At 53.5% G+C, this 21017-nt stretch carries 21 protein-coding genes and 1 pseudogene; 8 read left to right on the top strand and 14 right to left on the bottom strand.

Annotation, left to right across the window (positions count from 1 at the left end; all coding sequences use genetic code 11):
• Positions 1–9 precede the first annotated feature (9 nt).
• The gene (gene soxR, locus IFU29_RS20400) at positions 10–477 is read right to left on the bottom strand and encodes a redox-sensitive transcriptional activator SoxR (protein ID WP_191935526.1); all 468 of its coding nucleotides are present in this window, start codon (positions 475–477) and stop codon (positions 10–12) included.
• A gap of 91 nt (positions 478–568) precedes the next feature.
• Here soxR and soxS point away from each other — a divergent pair, with 91 nt between their 5' ends.
• Positions 569–994 (top strand): superoxide response transcriptional regulator SoxS, encoded by a 426-nt coding sequence (soxS, locus tag IFU29_RS20395; RefSeq protein WP_191935525.1) that lies wholly within the window; start codon positions 569–571, stop codon positions 992–994.
• A gap of 3 nt (positions 995–997) precedes the next feature.
• On the opposite strand, the gene IFU29_RS20390 is transcribed toward soxS, so the two are convergent.
• On the bottom strand, positions 998–2296 hold the full coding sequence (locus IFU29_RS20390) for a diguanylate cyclase domain-containing protein (RefSeq protein WP_191935524.1): 1299 nt from the start codon (positions 2294–2296) through the stop codon (positions 998–1000).
• A 488-nt stretch (positions 2297–2784) separates the two neighbouring features.
• Between IFU29_RS20390 and IFU29_RS20385 the strand changes: the two genes are divergently transcribed.
• Complete coding sequence (locus tag IFU29_RS20385; protein WP_191935523.1) at positions 2785–3066, top strand: YjcB family protein; 282 nt, start codon at positions 2785–2787, stop codon at positions 3064–3066.
• Between the two features lie 58 nt (positions 3067–3124).
• Here IFU29_RS20385 and IFU29_RS20380 read toward each other — a convergent pair whose 3' ends face one another.
• The gene (locus IFU29_RS20380) at positions 3125–4081 is read right to left on the bottom strand and encodes an ATP-grasp fold amidoligase family protein (RefSeq protein WP_191935522.1); all 957 of its coding nucleotides are present in this window, start codon (positions 4079–4081) and stop codon (positions 3125–3127) included.
• Positions 4082–4089: 8 nt separating this feature from the next.
• On the bottom strand, positions 4090–5346 hold the full coding sequence (locus tag IFU29_RS20375; protein ID WP_191935521.1) for a polysaccharide biosynthesis protein: 1257 nt from the start codon (positions 5344–5346) through the stop codon (positions 4090–4092).
• 545 nt (positions 5347–5891) lie between these two features.
• On the opposite strand from IFU29_RS20375, the gene IFU29_RS20370 reads away from it, so the two are divergent.
• The gene (locus IFU29_RS20370) at positions 5892–6287 is read left to right on the top strand and encodes a transposase (protein ID WP_191935520.1); all 396 of its coding nucleotides are present in this window, start codon (positions 5892–5894) and stop codon (positions 6285–6287) included.
• Positions 6288–7149: 862 nt separating this feature from the next.
• On the opposite strand, the gene IFU29_RS20365 is transcribed toward IFU29_RS20370, so the two are convergent.
• From IFU29_RS20365 to gstA, 3 genes are all read right to left on the bottom strand, one after another.
• A complete protein-coding gene (locus IFU29_RS20365) occupies positions 7150–8112 on the bottom strand; it encodes a DMT family transporter (protein WP_191935519.1) in 963 nt (320 codons plus the stop codon).
• Between the two features lie 71 nt (positions 8113–8183).
• A complete protein-coding gene (locus IFU29_RS20360; RefSeq protein ID WP_191935518.1) occupies positions 8184–9017 on the bottom strand; it encodes an AraC family transcriptional regulator in 834 nt (277 codons plus the stop codon).
• Positions 9018–9084: 67 nt separating this feature from the next.
• Entirely contained in the window at positions 9085–9690 is a 606-nt protein-coding gene (gstA, locus tag IFU29_RS20355; RefSeq protein ID WP_191935517.1) for a glutathione transferase GstA, read from the bottom strand.
• Positions 9691–9904: 214 nt separating this feature from the next.
• On the opposite strand from gstA, the gene IFU29_RS20350 reads away from it, so the two are divergent.
• On the top strand, positions 9905–10837 hold the full coding sequence (locus IFU29_RS20350; protein WP_191935516.1) for a VirK/YbjX family protein: 933 nt from the start codon (positions 9905–9907) through the stop codon (positions 10835–10837).
• 6 nt (positions 10838–10843) lie between these two features.
• Here IFU29_RS20350 and IFU29_RS20345 read toward each other — a convergent pair whose 3' ends face one another.
• Together IFU29_RS20345 and dld are read right to left on the bottom strand one after the other, a co-directional pair.
• Positions 10844–11287, bottom strand: coding sequence for a DUF3828 domain-containing protein (locus tag IFU29_RS20345; RefSeq protein WP_137269827.1), 444 nt, complete (start codon positions 11285–11287; stop codon positions 10844–10846).
• Positions 11288–11441: 154 nt separating this feature from the next.
• A complete protein-coding gene (dld, locus tag IFU29_RS20340; protein WP_191935515.1) occupies positions 11442–13133 on the bottom strand; it encodes a D-lactate dehydrogenase in 1692 nt (563 codons plus the stop codon).
• Positions 13134–13590: 457 nt separating this feature from the next.
• On the opposite strand from dld, the gene IFU29_RS20335 reads away from it, so the two are divergent.
• On the top strand, positions 13591–14988 hold the full coding sequence (locus IFU29_RS20335; RefSeq protein WP_137269829.1) for an amino acid permease: 1398 nt from the start codon (positions 13591–13593) through the stop codon (positions 14986–14988).
• A 97-nt stretch (positions 14989–15085) separates the two neighbouring features.
• On the opposite strand, the gene gdhA is transcribed toward IFU29_RS20335, so the two are convergent.
• A complete protein-coding gene (gdhA, locus tag IFU29_RS20330; RefSeq protein WP_191935514.1) occupies positions 15086–16429 on the bottom strand; it encodes an NADP-specific glutamate dehydrogenase in 1344 nt (447 codons plus the stop codon).
• A gap of 494 nt (positions 16430–16923) precedes the next feature.
• Here gdhA and IFU29_RS20325 point away from each other — a divergent pair, with 494 nt between their 5' ends.
• The 3 genes from IFU29_RS20325 to IFU29_RS20315 all read left to right on the top strand — a co-directional run bounded on the left by IFU29_RS20325 (position 16924) and on the right by IFU29_RS20315 (position 18451).
• On the top strand, positions 16924–17826 hold the full coding sequence (locus IFU29_RS20325; RefSeq protein WP_423244852.1) for a lipid kinase: 903 nt from the start codon (positions 16924–16926) through the stop codon (positions 17824–17826).
• Between the two features lie 33 nt (positions 17827–17859).
• Positions 17860–18186 (top strand): hypothetical protein, encoded by a 327-nt coding sequence (locus IFU29_RS20320; protein WP_137269831.1) that lies wholly within the window; start codon positions 17860–17862, stop codon positions 18184–18186.
• Between the two features lie 118 nt (positions 18187–18304).
• On the top strand, positions 18305–18451 hold the full coding sequence (locus tag IFU29_RS20315; RefSeq protein WP_191935513.1) for a hypothetical protein: 147 nt from the start codon (positions 18305–18307) through the stop codon (positions 18449–18451).
• A 54-nt stretch (positions 18452–18505) separates the two neighbouring features.
• Here the strand turns inward: IFU29_RS20315 and IFU29_RS20310 are convergent, their stop codons facing one another.
• The 4 genes and pseudogenes from IFU29_RS20310 to IFU29_RS22675 form a co-directional block, all read right to left on the bottom strand.
• Positions 18506–18733 (bottom strand): Imm31 family immunity protein, encoded by a 228-nt coding sequence (locus IFU29_RS20310; protein WP_191935512.1) that lies wholly within the window; start codon positions 18731–18733, stop codon positions 18506–18508.
• 15 nt (positions 18734–18748) lie between these two features.
• Positions 18749–19459, bottom strand: a pseudogene (locus IFU29_RS22730) (polymorphic toxin type 17 domain-containing protein); the annotation flags it as partial.
• 198 nt (positions 19460–19657) lie between these two features.
• Positions 19658–20131, bottom strand: coding sequence for a hypothetical protein (locus IFU29_RS20295; protein WP_191935511.1), 474 nt, complete (start codon positions 20129–20131; stop codon positions 19658–19660).
• Positions 20128–21017 (bottom strand): VENN motif pre-toxin domain-containing protein (locus tag IFU29_RS22675; protein WP_191935510.1); only part of this gene is annotated, 890 nt, incomplete at its 5' end. The genes IFU29_RS20295 and IFU29_RS22675, both read right to left, overlap by 4 nt.

Genomic DNA, 21017 nt, shown 5'->3' with positions numbered 1-21017 from the left:
TATAGAAGGTTAAGCGCCTTTCACATCCAGCAGGATCGCTCCGGTACCCTGTTCACTGAGCCGGTCATTCGGATTGCGCAGCGGGCAGTCCTCCATCGACAGGCAGCCGCAGCCGATGCAGCCATCCAGGTCATCCCGCAGACGGGTCAGCGTTTCAATGCGTCTGTCCAGCTCGTCACGCCACTGCTGCGACAGCAGCGCCCACTCTTTTGGGGTCGTTCGTTTGCCGGGGGAGTACTGCATCAGGCTGTCGCTGATGGTGGCCAGCGGGATGCCGATGCGCTGGGCGATTTTAATGACTGCCACCCGTCTGAGAACGTCACGCGTGTAACGCCGCTGATTTCCCGGATTGCGAAAGCTGCTGATTAGCCCTTTGCTTTCATAGAAATGCAGCGTCGATACCGCCACGCCGCAGCGCCGGGCAACGTCACCAGGGGTCAGTTCCCGCTTGTCAGAAGTGCGAAGAATTTTTTTCATTTAGCGCTTTACCTCAAGTTAACTTGAGGAATTATACTCAGCAACCATTGAGTTCGCGATCTATTGACGCAGAGACCCGGGAGAAAAGTGTATGCATGACGACATCATCAGCACCCTGACAGACTGGATCGACAGTAATCTGGAAAAAACCCTGTCGATTGATGAAGTGGCGGCGAAATCTGGCTATTCGAAGTGGCACCTGCAGCGTATGTTCCGTTCCGTGACGAAACAGACGCTGGGTGGTTACATTCGTGAACGTCGTCTTACGCTGGCCGCTGAAGCGCTGCGTCTGACCCAGCGCCCGGTGTTCGACATTGCCCTGCAGTATGGGTATGACTCACAGCAGACGTTTTCCCGCGTCTTCCGACGCCAGTTCGCCCAGACGCCGACGGCTTACCGCCATTCCATGCGTCGCCAGACGCTGCAGCGTTCAGGCTGGAATTTTGACTGCGGCGACTTCACTGCACCGCGCTTCAGCCCGTCGGGCCATGAGAAAGCCTGTCCGACGTGCAGCTAAAGCTTAACGCGATGCCATCAGCCTCTGCGGTGGCATCGCCAGCGGTTCCTGCCCCCAGTGCAGCGGCGACAGATACCAGCCACCGCCCAGCGCTTTGATGTGATACATCGCCGCATCTGCCTGAGCAATCAGCACCTCGCCGACCGGGTGATGTCTGGCCATCGCCGCCCCCACGCTTAACGACTGAACCACCCGGGTGCCATCAGGCAGTTGCACCGGCGGCTGCATCGCGCGGATGATGCGGCGGGCCACCTGGGCGACCTCTTCCTCATCTCCGGCTCTGGTCAGCAGCACCGCAAACTCATCCCCTCCCAGACGTGCAACCATATCCTCTTTGCCCAGCCGCGCCTGCAGGCGCTGCGCGGTCACGGTGAGCACATGATCGCCGGCAGCATGACCATGACGATCATTTACCTGCTTAAAGCGGTTGCCGTCGATAAACAGCACCGCCACCTGCTGGCGGCGGAGGGGGTCCAGCAGCAGCGCCTGAAGCCGGCGATCGAACGCTTTACGGTTCGGCAGCCCGGTGAGTCCGTCGTGTAAGGCCTGGTGAACGAGGGAGCTGTTCTCACGCGTCAGATGACGCTGCCACTGGTCCAGTTCGTCCAACAGGGCATTGAAATCCCCGCTCAGTTTGTCCAGCTCGGCAATCGATGCCGACGGGACGCGCAGCGAGAAGGCCCGGCGTTTGCGCACGTCATGGGTCACCGAGGCGATATTTTTCAGCCCCTGTAAAATGCTGGCGTGCATGCGGTGAGAAAGCCAGAACGCCAGGAGCGCGGTGATCAGCAAACTGCCCCCCAGCCACTGCATCGCCTGCCAGAGATAGTGCAGCACGCGCGTGGCATCGCCATGGATCCAGACCCGGCCAATTTCCTTATGATGATGAATAATGGGTGCGCTGACCGGTTTCGGAAACAGCCACTGGGCAACGGCGGCGCTGAGGCCCCGATGTACATTGGCACCCGGCATCTGCCAGCTCACCAGCAGTTTCTGATGAGCATCGTAGATGCGTGCAGCGGAAAAATCGGAATGGCTGCCGATATCACTCAACAGGCTTTTTGCTGTTTCGGCATCCCCTTTTAATACTGCGGTATGGGCGCTGTAGCTGACGCTGGTGGCAATAAGCTGAATATTATTTTCCGCGTAGCTGCGCAATACGTACATGGAGAGCGCCGACAGGGAAAGACCGCTGCACAGCAGAAACACCAGCATCACCGTCAGGTGAATACGCCGGAACGACTGGCCCATCGTCGGCAGCACACGTGCCGTCTGAGACGGCCGCTGATTGTGGGTGTTCATCCGATGTTCACAAGCGGTGAAAGGTGGCGAAGCCAGGAGTGACCATGAAAAGACATATACTCCCCCTTGGTGATTTCTGCAGTTCGCAGATCGGTAATTATATTAGAAATATTTATAATTCTTGTTTTAGACCAACAGCTGTCCGGCCCAGGAAAAAGCACTGGGAGAAAAGGCACAGCCGGGTTATGAGTAGCATTAGCGAAAAAATCCTACAGATCATCAAGACAACGCACAATGTTAAATAGCGTCGGATTCATCTTAAACCAATAAATTTGACTTAACAGAATAGTCAGGCTAGCGGTAAAAAATATCTACCATACCAGGTTTAAATTTTGTTCAGTTTTTAAAATCGGGTGATATAATGTGATCGACATCACACTTTAATGACCTGTTCGTCAGACCGGAAAGGAGCACGCCTGGCAGCTCCGGTTCCGCTGCGGGTGATGTTGCATTTCGTTTGTCAGGACAGACCCCCCGGAGTTTTCAGCATGGCGACTATTACCACCAGCGTTATTCTTATGAGATGGGAGCTGCTCAGCGCAGTGATGATGTTTTTTGCCAGCACCTTTAACGTACGCTGTCGTAAAGCCAGCCGTAACGTGATGGCCTTTGCTTTTACCGGCATCGGTATTGGCATGTCGTGCTGGTTTGTCACCGGACTGCTGGGCATTACGCTGAGTATGGAAAATCTGCATAACTTCTGGCATATCACCAAAGATGTGTTCGTTGAGGTGATGAGCCGGACGCCTGCCGACTGGCCAATGCCGTAAGCGACATCTGCCCGGGGAGCTGACCCGGCTCACCGGGCAGGCGATGACCTGCCACTGTTTAGATCTTTTTTAGCACCGCCGGCATCGGGACATCGCTGGAGGCTTTGACCTCAGGCAGCGCTGACGTCTGGCGATCCTGCAGCCACATATCACCCATGATCTGATTCAGACCGTTTTCCAGTCCGGTGACCATGCCCGCGCCCGGCGTGAAGGTCAGCTCACCGAAGTAGATATGGCCTTCATGGATGTACCAGTCCACCCGCACATAATCAAAATCTGCGGCCAGCTGTTTACTGAGCTCCAGTGCATGCTCCAGCGTCTCCAGCTCGGCGCTGGTATCGAATCCGGTGTCACGAATTTTATAGAACGTCTGCTTCAGGTTGTTGACGTAGAAGTTCATCGACAGCGCAGCGTTCCCCACCCGGTTATAAATCACCTGCAGCACGTATTCGAAGTTACCGTCTTTCTTGTTGAACATATGAAATTTGTAGTCAACGGCGGCAAACTTACCGTCACCGACGTACTGCTCAACCAGAATGCGGGGTTTGATGTAGCGATAGTGGATCTCGCGCGCATGGTGTGAGAAATCCTTGTGCAGCCACTCGTCACAGCGCTTAATCAGCAACTGCTTCTGGATGCAGTCAGGCTCCTCCAGCACGATCTCGACCATCCCTGAGCCATGATTGGGTTTAATCACCGTATTTTTCAGGCTCGGCAGACTCAGCAGCGTTATCGGATCGTCAGTCTGGTGAACCAGCGGGATCAGATATGACTCGCCAATGGTATGGGCAATATAATCCCGGACCAGTAATTTGTCCGATAAATTGGCATAGCGCACGTGGTCTCCCGTCACATATTTACGATACAGAACTTTCTCATTGAACAGTCGGGGTTCGCGAATATTCGGTATTCTTTTGAATTTCTGAAAGTAATAAACTTTATCCTGGTAAGACCAAGGCATTTTCTTGAACAGGTAAACAAAACCCTTTCTCAATTCTGCTTTGAGCTTCAACATGATTGACCTCATCTGTAGGTTTTGTAGTTGAGTGAGGAAAGCTGTATTTTAAGAATGATGCCATTCTTAAAGAAATAATTCATTATCGTCAGGGACAGGAGTTCGGTGATAAACACGCTCCAGGCTGCGCCTGTTAATCCCCAGGTGTGGATAAAGAAGTACGATGTCGCCAGGCCAATCACTACCAGCAGAATCACTTTCACCAGTAAATAATTGAAGCCACCCTCTTTAACCATGTAGCGATACGCTACGGTTCCCATTGCCGAAAAACAGGTTGCTAACGACAATAACGTAATGAGGTTTCCTGCTTGTGTGTAATCTTGCCCATACAGGCTGTTAATGATCCTGTCACCAAACAGCGTGACAACGGAGAGCATCAAAAGTGAAACTGCCATAACGTAACCATTCAGTCGTGAAGCCAGTTTAACTGCCACATCCGCGCGTTCTCTGAAAATCTCAGAAAAACAGGATGTAATAATTGCCACTGGAATAAAAATCCATGAAGCAGAAATGGTGTTGGCTGCGGTAAACAACCCCAGGTCATGGGCCGAACTCACCCCCAGAAGAAAGAACTGCGCGGTCTTTACCTGGACGGCGATAAACACGCTGGAGATGGCCAGCGGCAGGCCTGCATACAACAAATAACGCAGATAATTCTTACGTTTATGCCGGGGCGGCAGGCTGATGCTGTGGGTCTGATAGAAGCGACTGCGCTTAATCAGATAGGGCACCAGCGTGACCGCAACAATCGACAGTGATAACCACAGCGGGCTCAGTTTGTACCAGGCAACGGTAAAACTGATCATAAAGCTCAGTATCATGCCGATGGCATTCGCCACCGTATTCATACGTGATTCCAGGCGGGCGTTATTGTAAACGCTAAAAACATCCTGGGTCACAAACAGGGCCGATAAAAATGAAGCCACGGCAAAGACAATAAAATTCTCACGCATCGTTAGCCAGACGTACAGCAATACTGGCAGCGAAAGCACCAGTAATAAGGTCAGTCGTAGCGACTTTGCCACGGCCATCAGTCGCATTCCTTTCGGTGTGCTTTTACTGATGCTTTTAAATAGAATCGTTTCCGTGCCAAAAATGGCAATAGTCTGAATAATTGAAAATAGTGAGGCAGAAAATGCTATCTGGCCAAATATAACGGGACCGAACGATTTAGCCACGTAAGATGTGACAAAAATCACACCAAATACTGACACAATTTTTTCGGACATCATCCACGCCGCGTTTGACATCACACTGTATTTCATCGAAGCATCCTTTGTGTTTCCAACTCACTCAAACGGCAAACCAACACATCCGTGTCCACAACTGATTCAATAACGCACAGTGGAACGCTGGCGAGAACGCAAAACGAAAAAGTTTTTATTTAATGGCCTTATTGTGCCTTTTATTTTTAAAAGACTGTTTTCTAACCGAAGCAGGCGGCCGCCTCTTCGATTATGGTTTTGTGTGGTCTTAATTTTCCAGTGTTCGCTTTCTCAATCCCTTTGGCCGGGATTAAAGTTAGCACACATTTTTTTCCCTGCACGTTGGAGTTTTCCTAATTACGCCGTGGCCTTGAACTGGCATGAGACGAATCTATATCAAAAAAACCAATATCGAAAGCTATCAAAACCCTTTTGAAATAAAATAGGAGAAATCCCATGATGTTATTTCTTCATAATCCCTTAACTTAAAGCCTGCCATTCCAATCGCGTACTTTTAATCGCTGCGCTAATATTTACGCAAAACAGATCCATTGATTAATGCAGTTATTCTCATCCCATTATTGTTAAGAAAGGTAATAGCATTCATGAGAAAGTCACGATATACCGAAGAGCAAATCACCAGTGCCATTAAAGCTTCTGAAAACGGCATCAAGGTTAAAGAGATTTGTGAAGAACTTGGCATTTCCGAAGCCACATTCTACAGCTGGAAAAAGAAATATGCCGGACTGTCATCAGAAGAAGGAAGGAAAATCAAAGAGTTGGAGGAGAAGGTTCACAGCATGGAAAGAGAGATTCTGTCCCTTTCATCCGACAAGGAGATGCTGCAAAGCGTGCTGAAGAATTTCTTTACAACCAATGACAAACGGCAAGCCGTTAATTTCTTACAGGATACCTATGACATTGGTACGCGCCGCAGCTGCCGTCTGCTGGATATCAGCCGCAGTGTTTACCATTATCCTTACAATCTTGAAAATCAGTAATCAGGCAGTCGATGTGTATTATGATGCTTTAACAGGACCAAAATAAAATATTCTTTACGCTTATTGAAAAGTACAGATCGACTTTTTGATGCGGACGTTTACTAATGAGTTATTTGTAACCCCGCGCCAGTATTTGGCTGTAACTTAGTCAGGCACCAGCTAAAACCTCAATAGCATCAAGGCTTTCAATGCGCGTTTATCTTTGCAGGCAAAGATAAACGCGCCTAAAGTAAACCTGAAGTTTCTGATAATTATTTCGTCTTCTGCCAAAAAACCGTTAGCCCTCTTCACGCTTCTCTTTTTTTTTATGGTTCATTAATCTCACTTTTTTCTGATGGATTCCGGATGTCCGGTGACACCTCTTTACACTGATTTACCTGGCTTGCCGGGCAGATAACGCCTGAGCACGGGTGATGATCAAGAATTTAAAGTTTACCAGCACTAATCATTTTATCCCTCTTCCCTGCCTCAACCCTTCCCAAAAGAGGTCACCGCTTATCATTAGCTAATCTGTCGCTTACCGCCACCGGTCGGATTCGGGTGATTTTATCATCAGATAATTCGAGTTAAGGATGGTCTCTGATAGAGAAAGTCGTCTCAAAAATGAAGATTTTGCCATTCAGTAGGCCGGATACACTGTACAAAAAAAAGGATTTGTTGATTAGCGATTATTCTTATAGCCGAACAATCGCTGCATGTGGCAGAGGGCGCAACAGCCAGCTAACGATTGAAATGCCGTTGCAGGGCACTAAACAGTGATGGAGATCACATTGTAGCGATGAAAATACGCAAAACCGGGCCACAGTGGATTGCGTTAAGGTCCCAGCAATAACAGGGCTTTTATCGCCGGGATGAAGTTAATTTATTCGCCTGTTTTCAAGGACTTTACTACCGGCTCTGGCTTGATACGCATGGCACTCACCACTCCCACTATCAGGCACAGAATGCCGCACAGCGTCAGCACCGGCGGCCATGCCTGACGTAATAAGAAGGTATACGCCAGACCGGCCAGGATCTCGAAAACAATCAGCGGCCCCACCAGCACCGTCGGTAAACGCTGGCTGGCTTCATTCCAGCACAGCGTGCCCAGCCAGGAGCAGAGCAGTGCAATAGCCAGCATCAGCGCGATAAAGACCCCGGGGCGCGGACCGAACGGCAGTGGAAATCCGGCCTGGGTCAGGTGCAACTGCCCCATGACCAGCAGATACCCGAGCAGCGCCAGCGGCAGCGTGGCCAGGCCCTGCGCGGTGGCCCAGGTAGCCGGACGGATCGCATTTTTCCGCAGCCAGCGGGCATTACGCAGCGGGTACCACGTCCAGCACGCTACCGCGGTAAAGGCCAGTACCATCCCGCTGAGGTAGCGCCACAGGTCTGGCGGACGCCCGGTGCCGGTCAGTTCCGCCACATTGACACACACAAGACCCGCAATCATCAGTACCAGGGCCGGGAATAACTTTCCCCAGCGTAACTGCCCCTCATCCCGGCCATAAAACAGATTGGCACTGACGGCGATCACTACCGGCAGTGTGCCGATGATCATCGTCGACACCGGCGCGCCAGTACGCTGGATAGCCGTAGCCAGGCAGGCGTAATAAAGCAGGTTGCCCACCAGTGTCAGCTTGATCACTTCCTGCCAGTCGCGGCGGGTCAGTGCCGCCAGACGATGGCGGTCCTGCCAGGCCAGCGGCAGGGCAATCAGCCCAAACGCCAGGTAACGGCCCATAGATTGCAGGGTGCCGGGATAATCCGGCACCAGTAGCGGCCCGACGAAAATCAGGCCCCACATCAGTCCCGCGCTGAGAGCAAAGAAAATTCCAGTGAGCATTGTCCACTCCGGACGGCAAGAAAACCCCATTATGGGGGAAAGTAAGACCGGGGGATTGTAGCAAATTGCGGTCAGCGGACGGCGGCCCGCACCTGCTGCTGATAGCGGCCAGGGGTAATGCCATAGCGGGCGGCGAAGCTGCGGGTCAGATGTGCCTGATCGGTCAGCCCCACCGCCGCCGCGACGTCAGCTGCCGACAGCCCGGCACGGAGTAGCTGGCTGGCCTGATACAGGCGAAATGCCATCAGCATCTGATGTGGGGTGACGTGATAGTGGGCTTTAAACTGCCGCTGAAAGTGAAAAGGACTGAGAGAGACCAGCGCCGCCAGCTCGTCGAGCGTAATCCGCTGACTGAGATTAGCGCGCAGATAGTCGCGCACGCTATCAAAGCGATGCCGCGCCTCCGCCGCTAGCGGACGCGCAATGCGGGCATGGGGACGCAGCAGGTCGCACAGCGTGAGCAGTAATCCATCCAGGGCAAGGGGATCGTCAGTCTGCCACAGGCTGCCAAGCAGGTGAGCGAGCTGACGGGCACGTAAGGGATCGTGGCAAACCGCCTGTTCAAACCACCAGTCCGGTTCGCCTGTCAGGGCCGCCAGCCGCTGTGGTTCAAGATAGATCATGCGGTACTGCCAGCCGCCCTCGGTGGCGGACTCCCCGGTGTGCAGTTCATCCGGGTTCATCAGTACCAGCGAACCGACCGGTGCCAGGTGCTGGACGCCACGATAACGAAAGCGTTCGGCACCGCGATCGATAGTGCCGATGCCGAACGCTTCATGAGTGTGGGGGGCAAATGCATAGCGGGTGATATGGGCACGATAGAGCTCAACGCCCTGCCGCCCCGCAAGGTGGCGGAAGCGGGCACGATCCTCCTCATCACTGAACTGCTCAGGTACACCGTTCAATGTCATCCCCTGCGATATCACGTCAGGCAGCCAGCTTACGATCTTTCCCTGACGCGATCCACACCGCTTAGATCAGGCCTTCGGCCTTCATCGCACGCTGTACGGCAGGACGCGCCGCCACGCGACCGGCGTAAGCCTGAATATCGGGCCAGCCGTCGAGGGAAAAGCCGACTACCCGGCTCCACCCCAGCACGGTGAACAGATAGGCATCGGCCACCGTAAACTGTTCGCCCTGCAGCCAGGTTTTTCCGGCCAGCGCGGAAGAGAGCCAGTCAAGGCGTTTGTTCAGCCCGGCCACCGTCGCCTGCTTCCAGTCTGCGGTTTGCGCCGGGTTAAACAGCGCACCCATCGGTTTATGCAGCTCAGTGGAAATAAAGCTCAGCCACTCCAGCACCTTATAACGCTCCACGCTGCCTGCTGCGGGGATCAGACCCGCTTCTGGCTTCAGATCGGCCACGTACTGCGCAATGACCGTACCTTCGGTCAGCAGGCTGCCGTCGTCCAGCACCAGGGCAGGAATGTAACCTTTACTGTTGATGGTGACAAAGTCGGCACCGGTTTCGGTTTTTTTGCTTTTCAGGTCAACTTTTTCCAGCGTAAAGGTCGCTCCGACCTCTTCCAGAACAATATGCGGGGAGAGGGAGCAGGCACCCGGGGTATAGAACAGTTTCATCAGTCGTTATTCCTTGTTAATTAACGTGGACCAGCGTAAGCGACTCATCTTACGCCGACGTTAGCCGTTGATGCCACTACAGCGTGCCTGGCGCAAAATTAAACGCCAGCTTAACCACCGTACTGACAGAGGGATGGGTTTCACGGGCATTGATGCGCCATTTATTTTGCACGTGCTTCAATGCAGTCAATTCCACAGGGACAGGTAAAACATCATGTCAGACACGTTGGTTATCCCCCGTCAGGCAAGCGGACTTTCGCTTTTTCTGGCGCTGCTGAACGGCGGCATCAGGCCGGGTGCGCTCTGGGCAAAATCGTCCTGGCGTGCCAAATTCCTTGCGCGCTCGCTGGCCTGGCCTGTGGCAAGCGCACAGCACATGCAGCAGATCGCCATCCGGCCGACGATGCGCCAGGCGCTGGATCTGCAACCGATGCTGCCGGGTAAGATCCACCGACCTTACCTGTACCTGGGACTGACCGCCAGACAGCGGGGAGCGGTGCTCAGTCAGCATTATGATTTTTTGCAGCAGCTCACTCATCCGGGCCTGCGCAACGCCATGTTGTCGGCCCAGCCCACGGAGCTGGCCAGCTTCACCGGCAAAGAGGGTGAACAGTTTCAGATCACCCTGACCTGTAATGGACGCTGTGAGCGTGAAGGCGAAGTGAACATGCTGCTGCGCTGCGACGGCACAGTGCTGGCTATCCTGACTTTTGCCGTGGCGGATCAACAGGGACTGCCGGTGCTGGTGATCGGTGGGATCCAGGGTGCGAGCAGCTCGACGCCGCACGAGCTGATCCGCTCCGCGACAAAGTCCTGCTTCGGGCTGTTTCCTAAACGCGTGCTGCTGGAGGGGGTCTCCCTGCTGGCTCGGGCCACCGGGATCAGTGCGATCAGGGCGGTGAGTGACCAGGGCCACACCTACCGCAGCCTGCGCTATCGCTTTAAAAAGAAGGATGTGTTTCTGGCGAGCTATGACGAATTCTGGCAGTCCCTTAATGCGGAACAGATTTCCCCGGCGCTGTGGCAGCTGCCGCTGGTATTCAGTCAGAAGAGTATGGATGAGATCCCCAGTAAAAAGCGCGCGGAGTATCGCCGCCGCTATGAGCTACTGGAGACCATCCGCCAGCAGTTTGCCCGTTTTCACTGAGGCTGATTAAGGGGCGGTGGTTTCCTGCTCAACGTCGTCAATCTTCCAGCCATCACCTTCGTGAAGCAACGTGACCAGCAGATGCTGCTGGTCACCGGGGTCACGTCCCAGGGTGACATCTCCCGTTGCCCGGTTGCCGTTTAACGTAAAGCGACTGACGCTGACGTTATTCACCCAGCCGTCACTGTAGTCCTGGTCCTGCAGAAAATAGTCATCATCCATGCCATCCGGGCTTTTGATCAGCAGATTGATCTTCTGCAGCAGACGCTGCGTCACGTACTCGTTAAGTAACGGATCGTGTTCATCAATCGGGCTCTCTTCTTTATTCAGCGCCGTAAGATACCAGTTGTAAAACGCCAGACTGGTTCCCTGGGGATCGTCATTATGTGCTGCCGCCGCTGCCTGAAAGGCAACGAGCGAAACCACCAGCATCAGCAACCACTTTTTCATGCAAACCGCTCCGGATAACACCGCTATTCATTTTCCCAACCTGTGCCTGTCAGGTCGCCAGTGATTGTATTGAATTTATCCGGCTAATCCAGCCTCCGCCCTCCTGTTTACCTGCTTATTTAGTAAATGTTTATCCCAGGCCCGACAGGCACCGTCATGCCCAGTGCTTCTTCTTACTGGTTTTGCCAATGCCCGGATTACAGGCGTTGGTCGGGTCAAGCTGACGGAAGTGATGCTGATGAGCATCGGAAGCGTGATACAGATGGCCGATATTATGTTCTGCCGGATACTTTGCTCCGCGCTGGTCAAGATAGTCCAGCACCGCCGCTTTGAACTGCGCGCCATCAACGCCCGGTTTCAGAATATAGTCCTGATGGTTCACCAGACAGAAGAAGTGACCACAGCAGGACGCTTCCAGTACCTGATCCTGCAGCGCTGATGGCAGGCGGATCAACCACTGGTCGTCGTTACGACGCAGCGCAATGTCAAAGGCGATCAGTCGTTCATCGGTGCTGATACCGGCACGATCGCAGTAGAACACCGTACAGGCACCCACGCCAAAGCGGACCAGAAACGCATCCTTTTGCTCCGCATCCGTACAATGGAACCAGTCGCCGTTGCGTGAGGCAAAGAACGTGGTGAGCAGGCGACTCATCTGCGCCACCTCCGGCCGGGCCAGTTTGATCATCAGATGATGCTCGTAGCGGCGATGATAAGAGAGCAGGCGCGGGGCAACGGTTGACGGCGTGATGCGGTTACCCCACTGGATCAGCCGGTCGATAGTGTTGGCCGGCAGGATCCTGAGCTTTTTCACCCGCGCATCCCACAGCGCCTTTTTGCGCATCAGCCCCGGCAGCGCCGCCGGCCCAAGCCGTTTGATCGACAAAAACATATGACGGGCATAGCGCAGGGTCAGGCGAAACGCGTTGCGGTGAATGTATTCCGCCTGGATTGGCAGCGTATCGAGCCGTTCGATCAGATAGCGACGCAGGTCGAGCAGTACCTGCTCATCATTGGTGCCGATGTAGAAGGTGTCCTCCTGCGGCGTGGCGTCGAAAGTGGCCAGACGTACGGCAAAGACGATCACCTTGCCGGCACAGCCCGCACTGTCGTGCAGATACTGCGGGTTGCCGTTGAAGCGCGTGGGCGTGGTGGCATCGACATCTTTGATCACCGCCGCGTAGTCGTCGGCCCAGATTTTCCCTTCCCAGTCCGGCGCGGTGCCGGTGGTGTAGTCTCCGGCCTCCAGCCGGGCGATCATCTCTTCCGGGGTCTGGCCCAGATCAATACCGAGGTGGTTGATCAGATGCAGCTGGCCGCGATCGTCAATTTGCGCGAACAGCGACTTTTCGGTAAACGCCGGGCCGCGCTGCAGCAGCGAGCCGCCGGAGTTATTGCAGATCCCCCCCACCACCGACGCGCCAATGCAGGAGGAGCCGATGACGGAATGCGGCTCTTTCTGCCACGGCTTCAGGCTCTCTTCCAGCTCCGTCAGGGTACTGCCGGGGAAGGCAATCACCTGCTGCGCATTGTCGATGACCTGAACGCCTTTAATATTGCGTGTGCTGACAATCACCACCGGACGGTCATAGTCATCACCGTGCGGTGTCGAGCCACCGGTCACCCCGGTATTGGACGCCTGCATCAGGATAATGGCATCGTTTTGCTGACAGACTCTGAGCACCCGCCACAGCTGCAGCAGCGTTACCGGCAGCACCACCGCCAGTGCGTCGCCGTGACCCACGCGAAAACCTTTGCAGTAATAGGCCTTACGTTCACCGTCAGCGATCAGATGGTCTGAGCCGACGAGGTCGCTCAGTTGTTGCAGGATCAGAGAATGTTGCATTCAGGGTGCCGCTCCATAGCGCATTTTTAGCAGCATCGATTGTACCCGAGGGGCTGGCGCCAGGGCCAGCGCCGGGGGCGTGAAAATCGGTCAGGTTGCTGATCGCGGCGAAAAGCCCATAACGGAAATCGATCGTAACGCCAGCCTGCCGATCTTTTTTTCGCACGCGTCTGTCGGCAAAAAATGAATAAATAGTTAACTTTTGATTAACCTGTAGGAAACGCTTTTTTATGCATTCTATATGCAATTTAACTGCATATAAAAATATTTTACCCTGTTTTTCAGAAAGTTGAATGTGATCAAAAAGTGAATAATTTGTCTATACACCTGTGTTGACTTTGTTACAGCGCAGCGCCAGCATGAACGCCACGTACCTGTCCCCCCGACGTATTGCCCTGATTGCCACCCGTTTCAGTGAGGGTTGTATCGGCTAATAAGAACTGAATGAGAGGATGCCATGTCTGACCCAAAGGATGCGCCGCAGCACCTGCATCGCGGACTCAGTTCGCGCCATATTCAGCTGATTTCGCTGGGCGGCGCTATCGGCACCGGGCTGTTTATGGGGGCGGGAAAAACCATTGCGGTGTCCGGTACCTCCATTCTGATCACCTATATTGTGGTCGGCTTCTTTATGTATATGGTGATGCGGGCAATGGGCGAGCTGTTGCTGAGCCGTCTGGATTACCGTTCGTTTGCGGATTTTGTTTCCGACTACCTTGGCCCGAAAGCCAGCTTCTTCCTCGGCTGGTCATACTGGCTGAGCTGGGTGGTGACCTGTATTGCCGATGTGGTGGTCTGCGGTGGCTACATGCAGTACTGGCTGCCGACGCTGTCGCCGTGGATCCCGGCGCTGTTGACGCTGGGGCTGCTGTGCCTGTTTAACCTGCTGTCGGTGAAGATGTTTGGCGAAGCCGAGTTCTGGTTTGCGATTATTAAAGTTATTGCCATTATTGCGCTGATCGTCACCGGCTTCTGGATGATCGCCCGCGGCTGGACGTCACCGGATGGCGTGACCGCTTCGCTGGACAACCTCACCGACGCGGCGGTGTTTATGCCACACGGCATCGTCGGCTTCTTCGCCGGGTTCCAGATCGCGATTTTCTCCTACACCGGCATTGAACTGCTGGGCACCATGAGTGCAGAAACCCGCTCGCCGGAGAAGGTATTGCCCCGCGCGATCAGGGCGATCCCGCTGCGCATCATTATCTTTTACGTGCTGTCGATGGTGGTGATCATCGCCGTGACGTCCTGGCCGCACATCTCGCCGGACACCAGCCCGTTTGTCACGCTGTTTGCCAAAGCCGGGCTGCCCGCCGCCGCCGCCGTGATCAACTTTGTGGCGCTGACCTCGGCGATGTCCTCCGCCAACAGCGGGGTCTACTCCAGCACCCGCATGCTGTATGGCCTGTCGCTGGAACAGCACGCCCACTGGCAGTTTCGTATTCTGTCGCGCACCACGCGGATCCCGGTCCGCAGCCTGATGTTTTCCTGCTTTTGTATGTTAAGCGGTACGTTGTTGCTGTTCCTGGTGCCCAACGTGATGACGCTGTTTACCGTGGTGTCTACACTGGCAGCGATTCTGGTGATTTATACCTGGGGAATGATTCTGGTGGCGTATCTGGTGTACCGCAGGCGCAGCCCGGCACTGCACGAGCGCTCGACGTTTAAAATGCCCGCCGGGATTGTGATGAGCTGGCTGACGCTATTGTTTTTTCTGTTCTCACTGGTGGTAATGGTCTTTGACCCGGATACGCTGACCGCGCTGTGCGCGATGCCGCTGTGGTTTATCCTGCTGGCGTGGTTCTGGCGGGTGAAACAGCGACGTGAGCAACAAAATGTCGTTACGGCGTCGTAGGGGCGGCCCTTTTTCTGGTTGCCCCGTGCCGGTACCGGGCACTGCCGGGCGGCCCCGATCAGCAAGGGCCACCCGGTAAAACATTCACGATCCGACGTTACAGCACGCCCTGAGCCAGCATTGCATCCGCCACTTTAACGAACCCGGCAATATTCGCGCCGTGGACGTAGTGGGTCTGCCTGCCTTCTCCGCCGTGCTCCACGCAGGCGTGATGAATATCCAGCATGATGTGTTGCAGACGAATATCGACCTTCTCCGCTTTCCAGCTCAGACGTGCCGCATTCTGCGCCATCTCCAGGCCAGAAGTGGCTACGCCACCGGCATTTGCCGCTTTGCCCGGCGCAAAGAGTACACCCGCCTCAAGGAACGCATCGGTCGCCGGGATAGTGGTCGGCATATTGGCCCCTTCCGCCACGGCTTTCACGCCGTTAGCAATCAGCTGACGTGCCGCCGGCAGATCAAGCTCATTCTGCGTCGCGCACGGTAAGGCGATATCGACCGGCACGCTCCACGGCTGCTGCCCGGCAAGGTAAACCAGACCACGTTCACGCGCATAATCTTCCACGCTGCCGTAACGCACGTTTTTGATCTCCGCCAGCAGCGCCAGCTTTTCCGGGGTAAACCCGGCTTCGTCTACCACCGTTCCGCGTGAATCAGAAGCCGTCAGCACGCGCGCGCCCAGCGCCATCGCTTTTTCAATGGCGTACTGCGCCACGTTACCGGCACCGGAAACCGCAACGGTACTGCCTTCAAAGCCCAGCCCGTGACGCTTCAGCATCGCATCGGTGAAGTAGACCAGACCGTAGCCGGTGGCTTCCGGACGGATCAGGCTGCCGCCGAATGACAGGCCTTTGCCGGTAAACACGCAGGCGGTATTATTCGACAGCTTCTTCATCATCCCGGCCATAAAGGCCACTTCACGGCCCCCCACGCCGATATCCCCCGCAGGCACATCGGTATCCGGGCCCAGGTGGCGGTACAGTTCCGTCATCAGCGCCTGGCAGAAGCGCATCACTTCCGCATGGCTTTTCCCTTTCGGATTAAAGTCCGACCCGCCTTTACCGCCGCCCATCGGCAGGGTGGTGAGAGCATTTTTAAACGTCTGCTCAAAGCCGAGGAATTTCAGAATCGACAGGTTTACCGACGGATGGAAGCGCATCCCGCCTTTATAGGGGCCAATGGAGGAGCTGAACTGCACGCGCCATGCCCGGTTCACCTGCACCTGACCGCGATCGTCCGTCCAGGCAACGCGGAACTGGATCACACGTTCCGGCTCGACCAGACGCTCCAGCAGGCTTTGCTCCTGATACTGCGGGTGTCGTTCCAGGAACGGCCACAGTGACGTGAACACCTCGCGCACGGCCTGCAGATATTCCGGCTGGTGAGGATCGCGCTGCTGAACGGAGGTGAGAAACGACTCAAGAGAGTGAAAAGCTGTCATGACTAATTCCTTGTGCGTAATGTTCTGGCCCTGATGTTGTTTAGTATTGTTAGGGTAATCAGAGGGATGATGTTGTTCCTCTGCGACTATATCACCGGCTTTCGGTGGTACAACAAAAAACTTATGACCCGGGAAAACGCTAAAAAACGAGCGAAACTGCCGCAGGCGGCGAAAAACCTGAGCTGATGCGGCACCCCCCCCCTTATCGTCATAAGAAAAAGTTATCACCCGACCGCCGTCATAACTGTTGTTGATTGCCGGGTCAGAAAAGCAAAAACGGACCGCTAAATAAAAAGCGGCAAGAAAAAGAAAAGATGACACTTTTATTACAGCGCAAACAAACGACAGTGATTGTATTTATTTCAGCCGCAAGACAGCCTGTGGCGTCATTATTTATGTATAAATGTAAACTTAATAAATGCGGCTTGCCGCATCGTAATTGAGTGTGATTTCATCAACTCTCCACAAATTGTGCTTTACCACCTGAGAAAATAATGATGAGCAATCACAATGAAAATAATCAGGAAAAGCCGATCGGATTATTACTGATTAATGAAAACGCCCGTAACGGGAAAGCGAATAAACAGCAGGCATTATCCCTGCTGGCCGCCGGAGGCATTCAGGTGATTGAGCCCGGGCCCGGCGATCGCCGTGACAGTAGCGAAATTATTCTCGACTATGCCGACCGCATCGATCTGGTTATTGTCGGCGGCGGTGACGGCAGCCTGAATGCCGCCGCGAGAGGCCTGATGCACAGCGGGCTGCCGCTGGGCGTACTGCCGCTGGGCACCGCCAATGATTTTGCCCGCACGCTCGGTATTGCGAATAACCTGAGTCAGGCCGTCAGGGTGATTGCCACCGGGCACCAGCGCCCCGTCGATCTGGGTGAGGTCAACGGCCACCTGTTTTTTAACGTTTCCAGCATCGGTTTTTCCGCCACGCTGGCACACCATTTAACGGCCGAGTCCAAAAAACGCTGGGGGACATTTGGCTATGCACTGGCGGCCTTCCGGCTGCTGAAGCAGAGCCGTCCGTTCAGCGCCACGCTGGAGCATGACGGCATCGTAGAGAAAGTAAAAACCGTGCAGGTTTCCGTTGGCAACGGGCGCTTTTACGGCGGGGGAATGACGGTGGAACAGAGCGCCGCCCCTGATGACGGCCGACTGGACGTGTACAGCCTGGAGGTGGCGCACTGGTGGGAAATGATAGCCCTGCTGCCCGCACTCCGGCGAGGAACGCACGGTCGCTGGCGTAAGGTGCGCACCCTGTCCACCACCGCCATGACGCTGAGCACGCGCCGCCCCCATGATATTAACGCCGACGGCGAACTGATTGGGCAGACGCCCGCCCGGTTTACCATTAAGGCACATGCAATAACTGTTTTTGCCCCGTCCTGAGCAACATATGATAAAGGTTTAATAAGGGTTAATATGATGAATAAATTTAGCATTCTGGCCTTAACGGCAATGATGACGTTAATTACCGCCTGTGACGATGCGACCAAAGAAAATATTAAAGAAGAAGCGGATAAACGCACAAACAGTCTGGTAGAGTCGGCACAAACCCAGTGGGATGAAACCAGAAAGCAGGCGACGGACCTGGCCGATGCTAAAGTGGCAGAACTGAATGCGGCGCAGCCCCTGGAAGACGCCAGGAAAAAAATGGATGAACTGGGGGAGATGAAGCTGTCTGATTTGATTTCGGGCGGTGGAGAAGAGAAAGAGGGTGAGGAAGGGGAAGAGGCGGAGAATAATTAACGGCCGGTAAAGACACCTTCAGCCCGTCAGGGACGGCCAGACTGTAAGCAGACTCTTAAAGATCGCAGCCAAATAATATTGTCACCGGCACGCCGGCTGATGGGCGGGTGATGAACGGTTGTCTGGTGCTGACGGCGGAAGTACCGCCAACGGAGCCGGAAGTGATACAGGCCAGCGCTGCCCTAAGCTCTCGGCGCGTAAGCAGCGGGGACTGATGGACGTGATTCAGGTGATGGCGAAGCCGAAGAAGCACGGTGGTAACTGACTGTTAAAGTAAAAATCCCAGCCGATAAGGGCTGGGATTCGTTTTACCTGAAACTTAATAAAAATCGTCTTGTGTTAGCTGTTTACCCATTGGGATAACTTCATTTTTATCAAAAGACAAAAGATATTCCTCATCATAAAGCTTTATTGAGTATCCATAAAGTATCCCGTCCTCTTCACTTAGTCCCATAACACCGCCCTTTTTACCTGCGTATTTCTTATTTTTTTCTTTGCAGCTAGGAGATATTTCCACTTCCTGATAAAAACCAATCTTATTTTCCATAAAAAATCACCTTGGTTATTCATGTTTTATTAGCCCATCAAGAGATATATTTAGATGCGAACCATCTCTTGTTGCCCAATCAAGTTGAGCTTTGCCCTTTGGTGACAGTTGTACATCCCATTCAAAAGCCTGCCCAGCGGTACGCGAGGGGTCCTTCACCCATTCATTACCAAATTTATCAAGGTAGCCTTTATTAGGCCCCCGTGGTAATGGATTACTGGGCGAATAATTGCTGTCAGGGACAAAGCGAATTTTACCTTGCGTTGAAAGTTCTATATATTTTATACGATCTTTAGTCGACCACGGTTGTGCAGCACCACCTGTACCCGAAGGATTAAAAGTAGGCTCCCCCACATAAGCAGGAAATGTGACGTTTTTCATCTTCTCGCTGGCCGCTTTGATGGCAACTATCTGCCCCTGCGTCCGTGCGATATCCATCGCCTGACCGCCGATTTCACCTGTCAGCTGCGCCTGTTTGAGCCGGTTCTGCTCCTTCTCCCTGTCAAATATCGGGCTGATGCTGCCGGCGTTGGCGTTATCCGTATCCCGGTTCAGCTGTGTGATGTCCTGCTGCTGTTTATCAGTATCACGGACTGTCAGAGTTCCTTCACTGACCCCGGCCTTTGTCGTGCCCTCTGCATGGCCGCCGTTGTTGGCACACGACAGCATGCCGCCGGCCATGTTGGTCAGCAGGTCCTTACCCACCGGCCCGCCGGTGCTGAGGCTGACGGTATGCGACCCGGCATCACCGCCAGAACCGGAGATCATGCAGACGCTGCGTAAGGACTGTCAGCTGTCTGCCCGTAAGCAGCGGCAGGTGACGGAGCTGATTGAGGTGATCAGTAAACCGCAGGCAAGATTGAGTAGCTGACTGAACTACAGGTAAAAAATCCCGGCGCGATGGCCGGGATTAGATTTTATTATTTATAACTTATAGTATTTAATACCTTCATCTTTCTCATAAGATATTGGGAAAGAATCTAAAATATTTATTTCATCACCAATATTAACTATCATTAAACTTAAGCAGCCCTCAAAAACCAACTTTACTCCTATATAATTATTTTCCATCGATGAAAAAACCAAATTTACCTCTATGAGAATTTTCTCAAGGAGATGAACAAAAAGTGGACGGTGTGATATATCTATTATCACTTCTTTACCATACTCTCCAAGATCATTTTCTTGGAGAGGAATGTATGTCAGTTCAAGACTTGAACCATCCTTCCCACACTTAAAGTTAACGGATTTTTCATTATTGGAAAAAACAAGCTGCAACTGCTGAGGATGTTCAATCTCAGGCTTATCAAGAATATAGATCAAGCCTCGTACTACTGAGAGTTTCTCTCCAATAACACAGCAAGTCCACTCTTGATATTTTCCTAAAGGAGTAATCATTGTGGTTCTCCCTTTAGTGCATTTTTAACAGAAGTATTATTAATTCCGTCTTTAAGAACAGTAACAAAACTACCATCAGGCTTGGTAACTACAACGTCATTTCCCTTTATTCTGAAAAACACATCTCCACGACTGGCTCCTCCTCCCACACCTTGACCTGCAAATTTACCAGCAATAACTTTATCTGGATTAGAACCTATATCATTTATAATATCTAGCACACGCTTTCTATCTGCCGCATTTGATGCCTTACCGCCAAAATCTTCAACATGTTTCCCAAGCTTTTTACCCAATTGGGCATTACTAACTGAAAATGCAGCATTCGCTCCAACTCCTGAGCCAGGTAAAGAAGTATGGCCTGGTGCCGGTAAATATCCTGATATTTGATCACTGGCCTTATTAATCAGCTTCGACGCTTCAGCCACATCCCCTTTAGCCAGCGCTTTCTCTGCCGCTTTCAGCACACCCGCTGCAACACGCTCTCCCGGTATAAGAGAAGCGGCCACGTTGAGATAATCCAGTGCTGACTGTGCCTCCGCTGCGCCTTTTATCGTGCCAACAACCGGCACAAAATCTGCACCCGTTGACACCATATCTTTCAACGCCTCACGCCGCTCTTCGTACATCTTCACCGAGCAGGCTTCGGCGCTCATTCCGCCACAGTTTGCCTTTTTATAGCGATCGTTTTCGGCTTCAACGTACTCACCCGCCTTCTGCTCCAGCGTCTTGCCTTCAGACTGTGCCTGCGCAATATCACTCAGCGCATTATTCTCCACCGCATTCTTACCCGCCTGGCCGGCCGTGACTGCTCCGCCAGTATCGCCCGTCGCCAGGCCGCCCGCAACTCCTGCGGCCAGTTCGCTCAGCGCGCTGACCTGCTGTTTTT

Source organism: Erwinia persicina, from assembly GCF_014838825.1.
GTDB classification, from domain to species: domain Bacteria; phylum Pseudomonadota; class Gammaproteobacteria; order Enterobacterales; family Enterobacteriaceae; genus Erwinia; species Erwinia persicina_A.
The sequence above is the reverse complement of the archived record's forward strand: the minus strand, read 5'-3'. Positions and strand labels throughout refer to the sequence as shown.

Excerpts from the sequence above, each read along its gene's own strand:
- soxR (WP_191935526.1), bottom strand. The coding sequence starts at position 477 with ATGAAAAAAATTCTTCGCACTTCTGACAAGCGGGAACTGACCCCTGGT.
- soxS (WP_191935525.1), top strand. The coding sequence starts at position 569 with ATGCATGACGACATCATCAGCACCCTGACAGACTGGATCGACAGTAAT.
- IFU29_RS20390 (WP_191935524.1), bottom strand. The coding sequence starts at position 2,296 with ATGAACACCCACAATCAGCGGCCGTCTCAGACGGCACGTGTGCTGCCG.
- IFU29_RS20385 (WP_191935523.1), top strand. The coding sequence starts at position 2,785 with ATGGCGACTATTACCACCAGCGTTATTCTTATGAGATGGGAGCTGCTC.
- IFU29_RS20380 (WP_191935522.1), bottom strand. The coding sequence starts at position 4,081 with ATGTTGAAGCTCAAAGCAGAATTGAGAAAGGGTTTTGTTTACCTGTTC.
- IFU29_RS20375 (WP_191935521.1), bottom strand. The coding sequence starts at position 5,346 with ATGAAATACAGTGTGATGTCAAACGCGGCGTGGATGATGTCCGAAAAA.
- IFU29_RS20370 (WP_191935520.1), top strand. The coding sequence starts at position 5,892 with ATGAGAAAGTCACGATATACCGAAGAGCAAATCACCAGTGCCATTAAA.
- IFU29_RS20365 (WP_191935519.1), bottom strand. The coding sequence starts at position 8,112 with ATGCTCACTGGAATTTTCTTTGCTCTCAGCGCGGGACTGATGTGGGGC.
- gstA (WP_191935517.1), bottom strand. The coding sequence starts at position 9,690 with ATGAAACTGTTCTATACCCCGGGTGCCTGCTCCCTCTCCCCGCATATT.
- IFU29_RS20350 (WP_191935516.1), top strand. The coding sequence starts at position 9,905 with ATGTCAGACACGTTGGTTATCCCCCGTCAGGCAAGCGGACTTTCGCTT.
- IFU29_RS20345 (WP_137269827.1), bottom strand. The coding sequence starts at position 11,287 with ATGAAAAAGTGGTTGCTGATGCTGGTGGTTTCGCTCGTTGCCTTTCAG.
- dld (WP_191935515.1), bottom strand. The coding sequence starts at position 13,133 with ATGCAACATTCTCTGATCCTGCAACAACTGAGCGACCTCGTCGGCTCA.
- IFU29_RS20335 (WP_137269829.1), top strand. The coding sequence starts at position 13,591 with ATGTCTGACCCAAAGGATGCGCCGCAGCACCTGCATCGCGGACTCAGT.
- gdhA (WP_191935514.1), bottom strand. The coding sequence starts at position 16,429 with ATGACAGCTTTTCACTCTCTTGAGTCGTTTCTCACCTCCGTTCAGCAG.
- IFU29_RS20325 (WP_423244852.1), top strand. The coding sequence starts at position 16,924 with ATGATGAGCAATCACAATGAAAATAATCAGGAAAAGCCGATCGGATTA.
- IFU29_RS20320 (WP_137269831.1), top strand. The coding sequence starts at position 17,860 with ATGATGAATAAATTTAGCATTCTGGCCTTAACGGCAATGATGACGTTA.
- IFU29_RS20310 (WP_191935512.1), bottom strand. The coding sequence starts at position 18,733 with ATGGAAAATAAGATTGGTTTTTATCAGGAAGTGGAAATATCTCCTAGC.
- IFU29_RS20295 (WP_191935511.1), bottom strand. The coding sequence starts at position 20,131 with ATGATTACTCCTTTAGGAAAATATCAAGAGTGGACTTGCTGTGTTATT.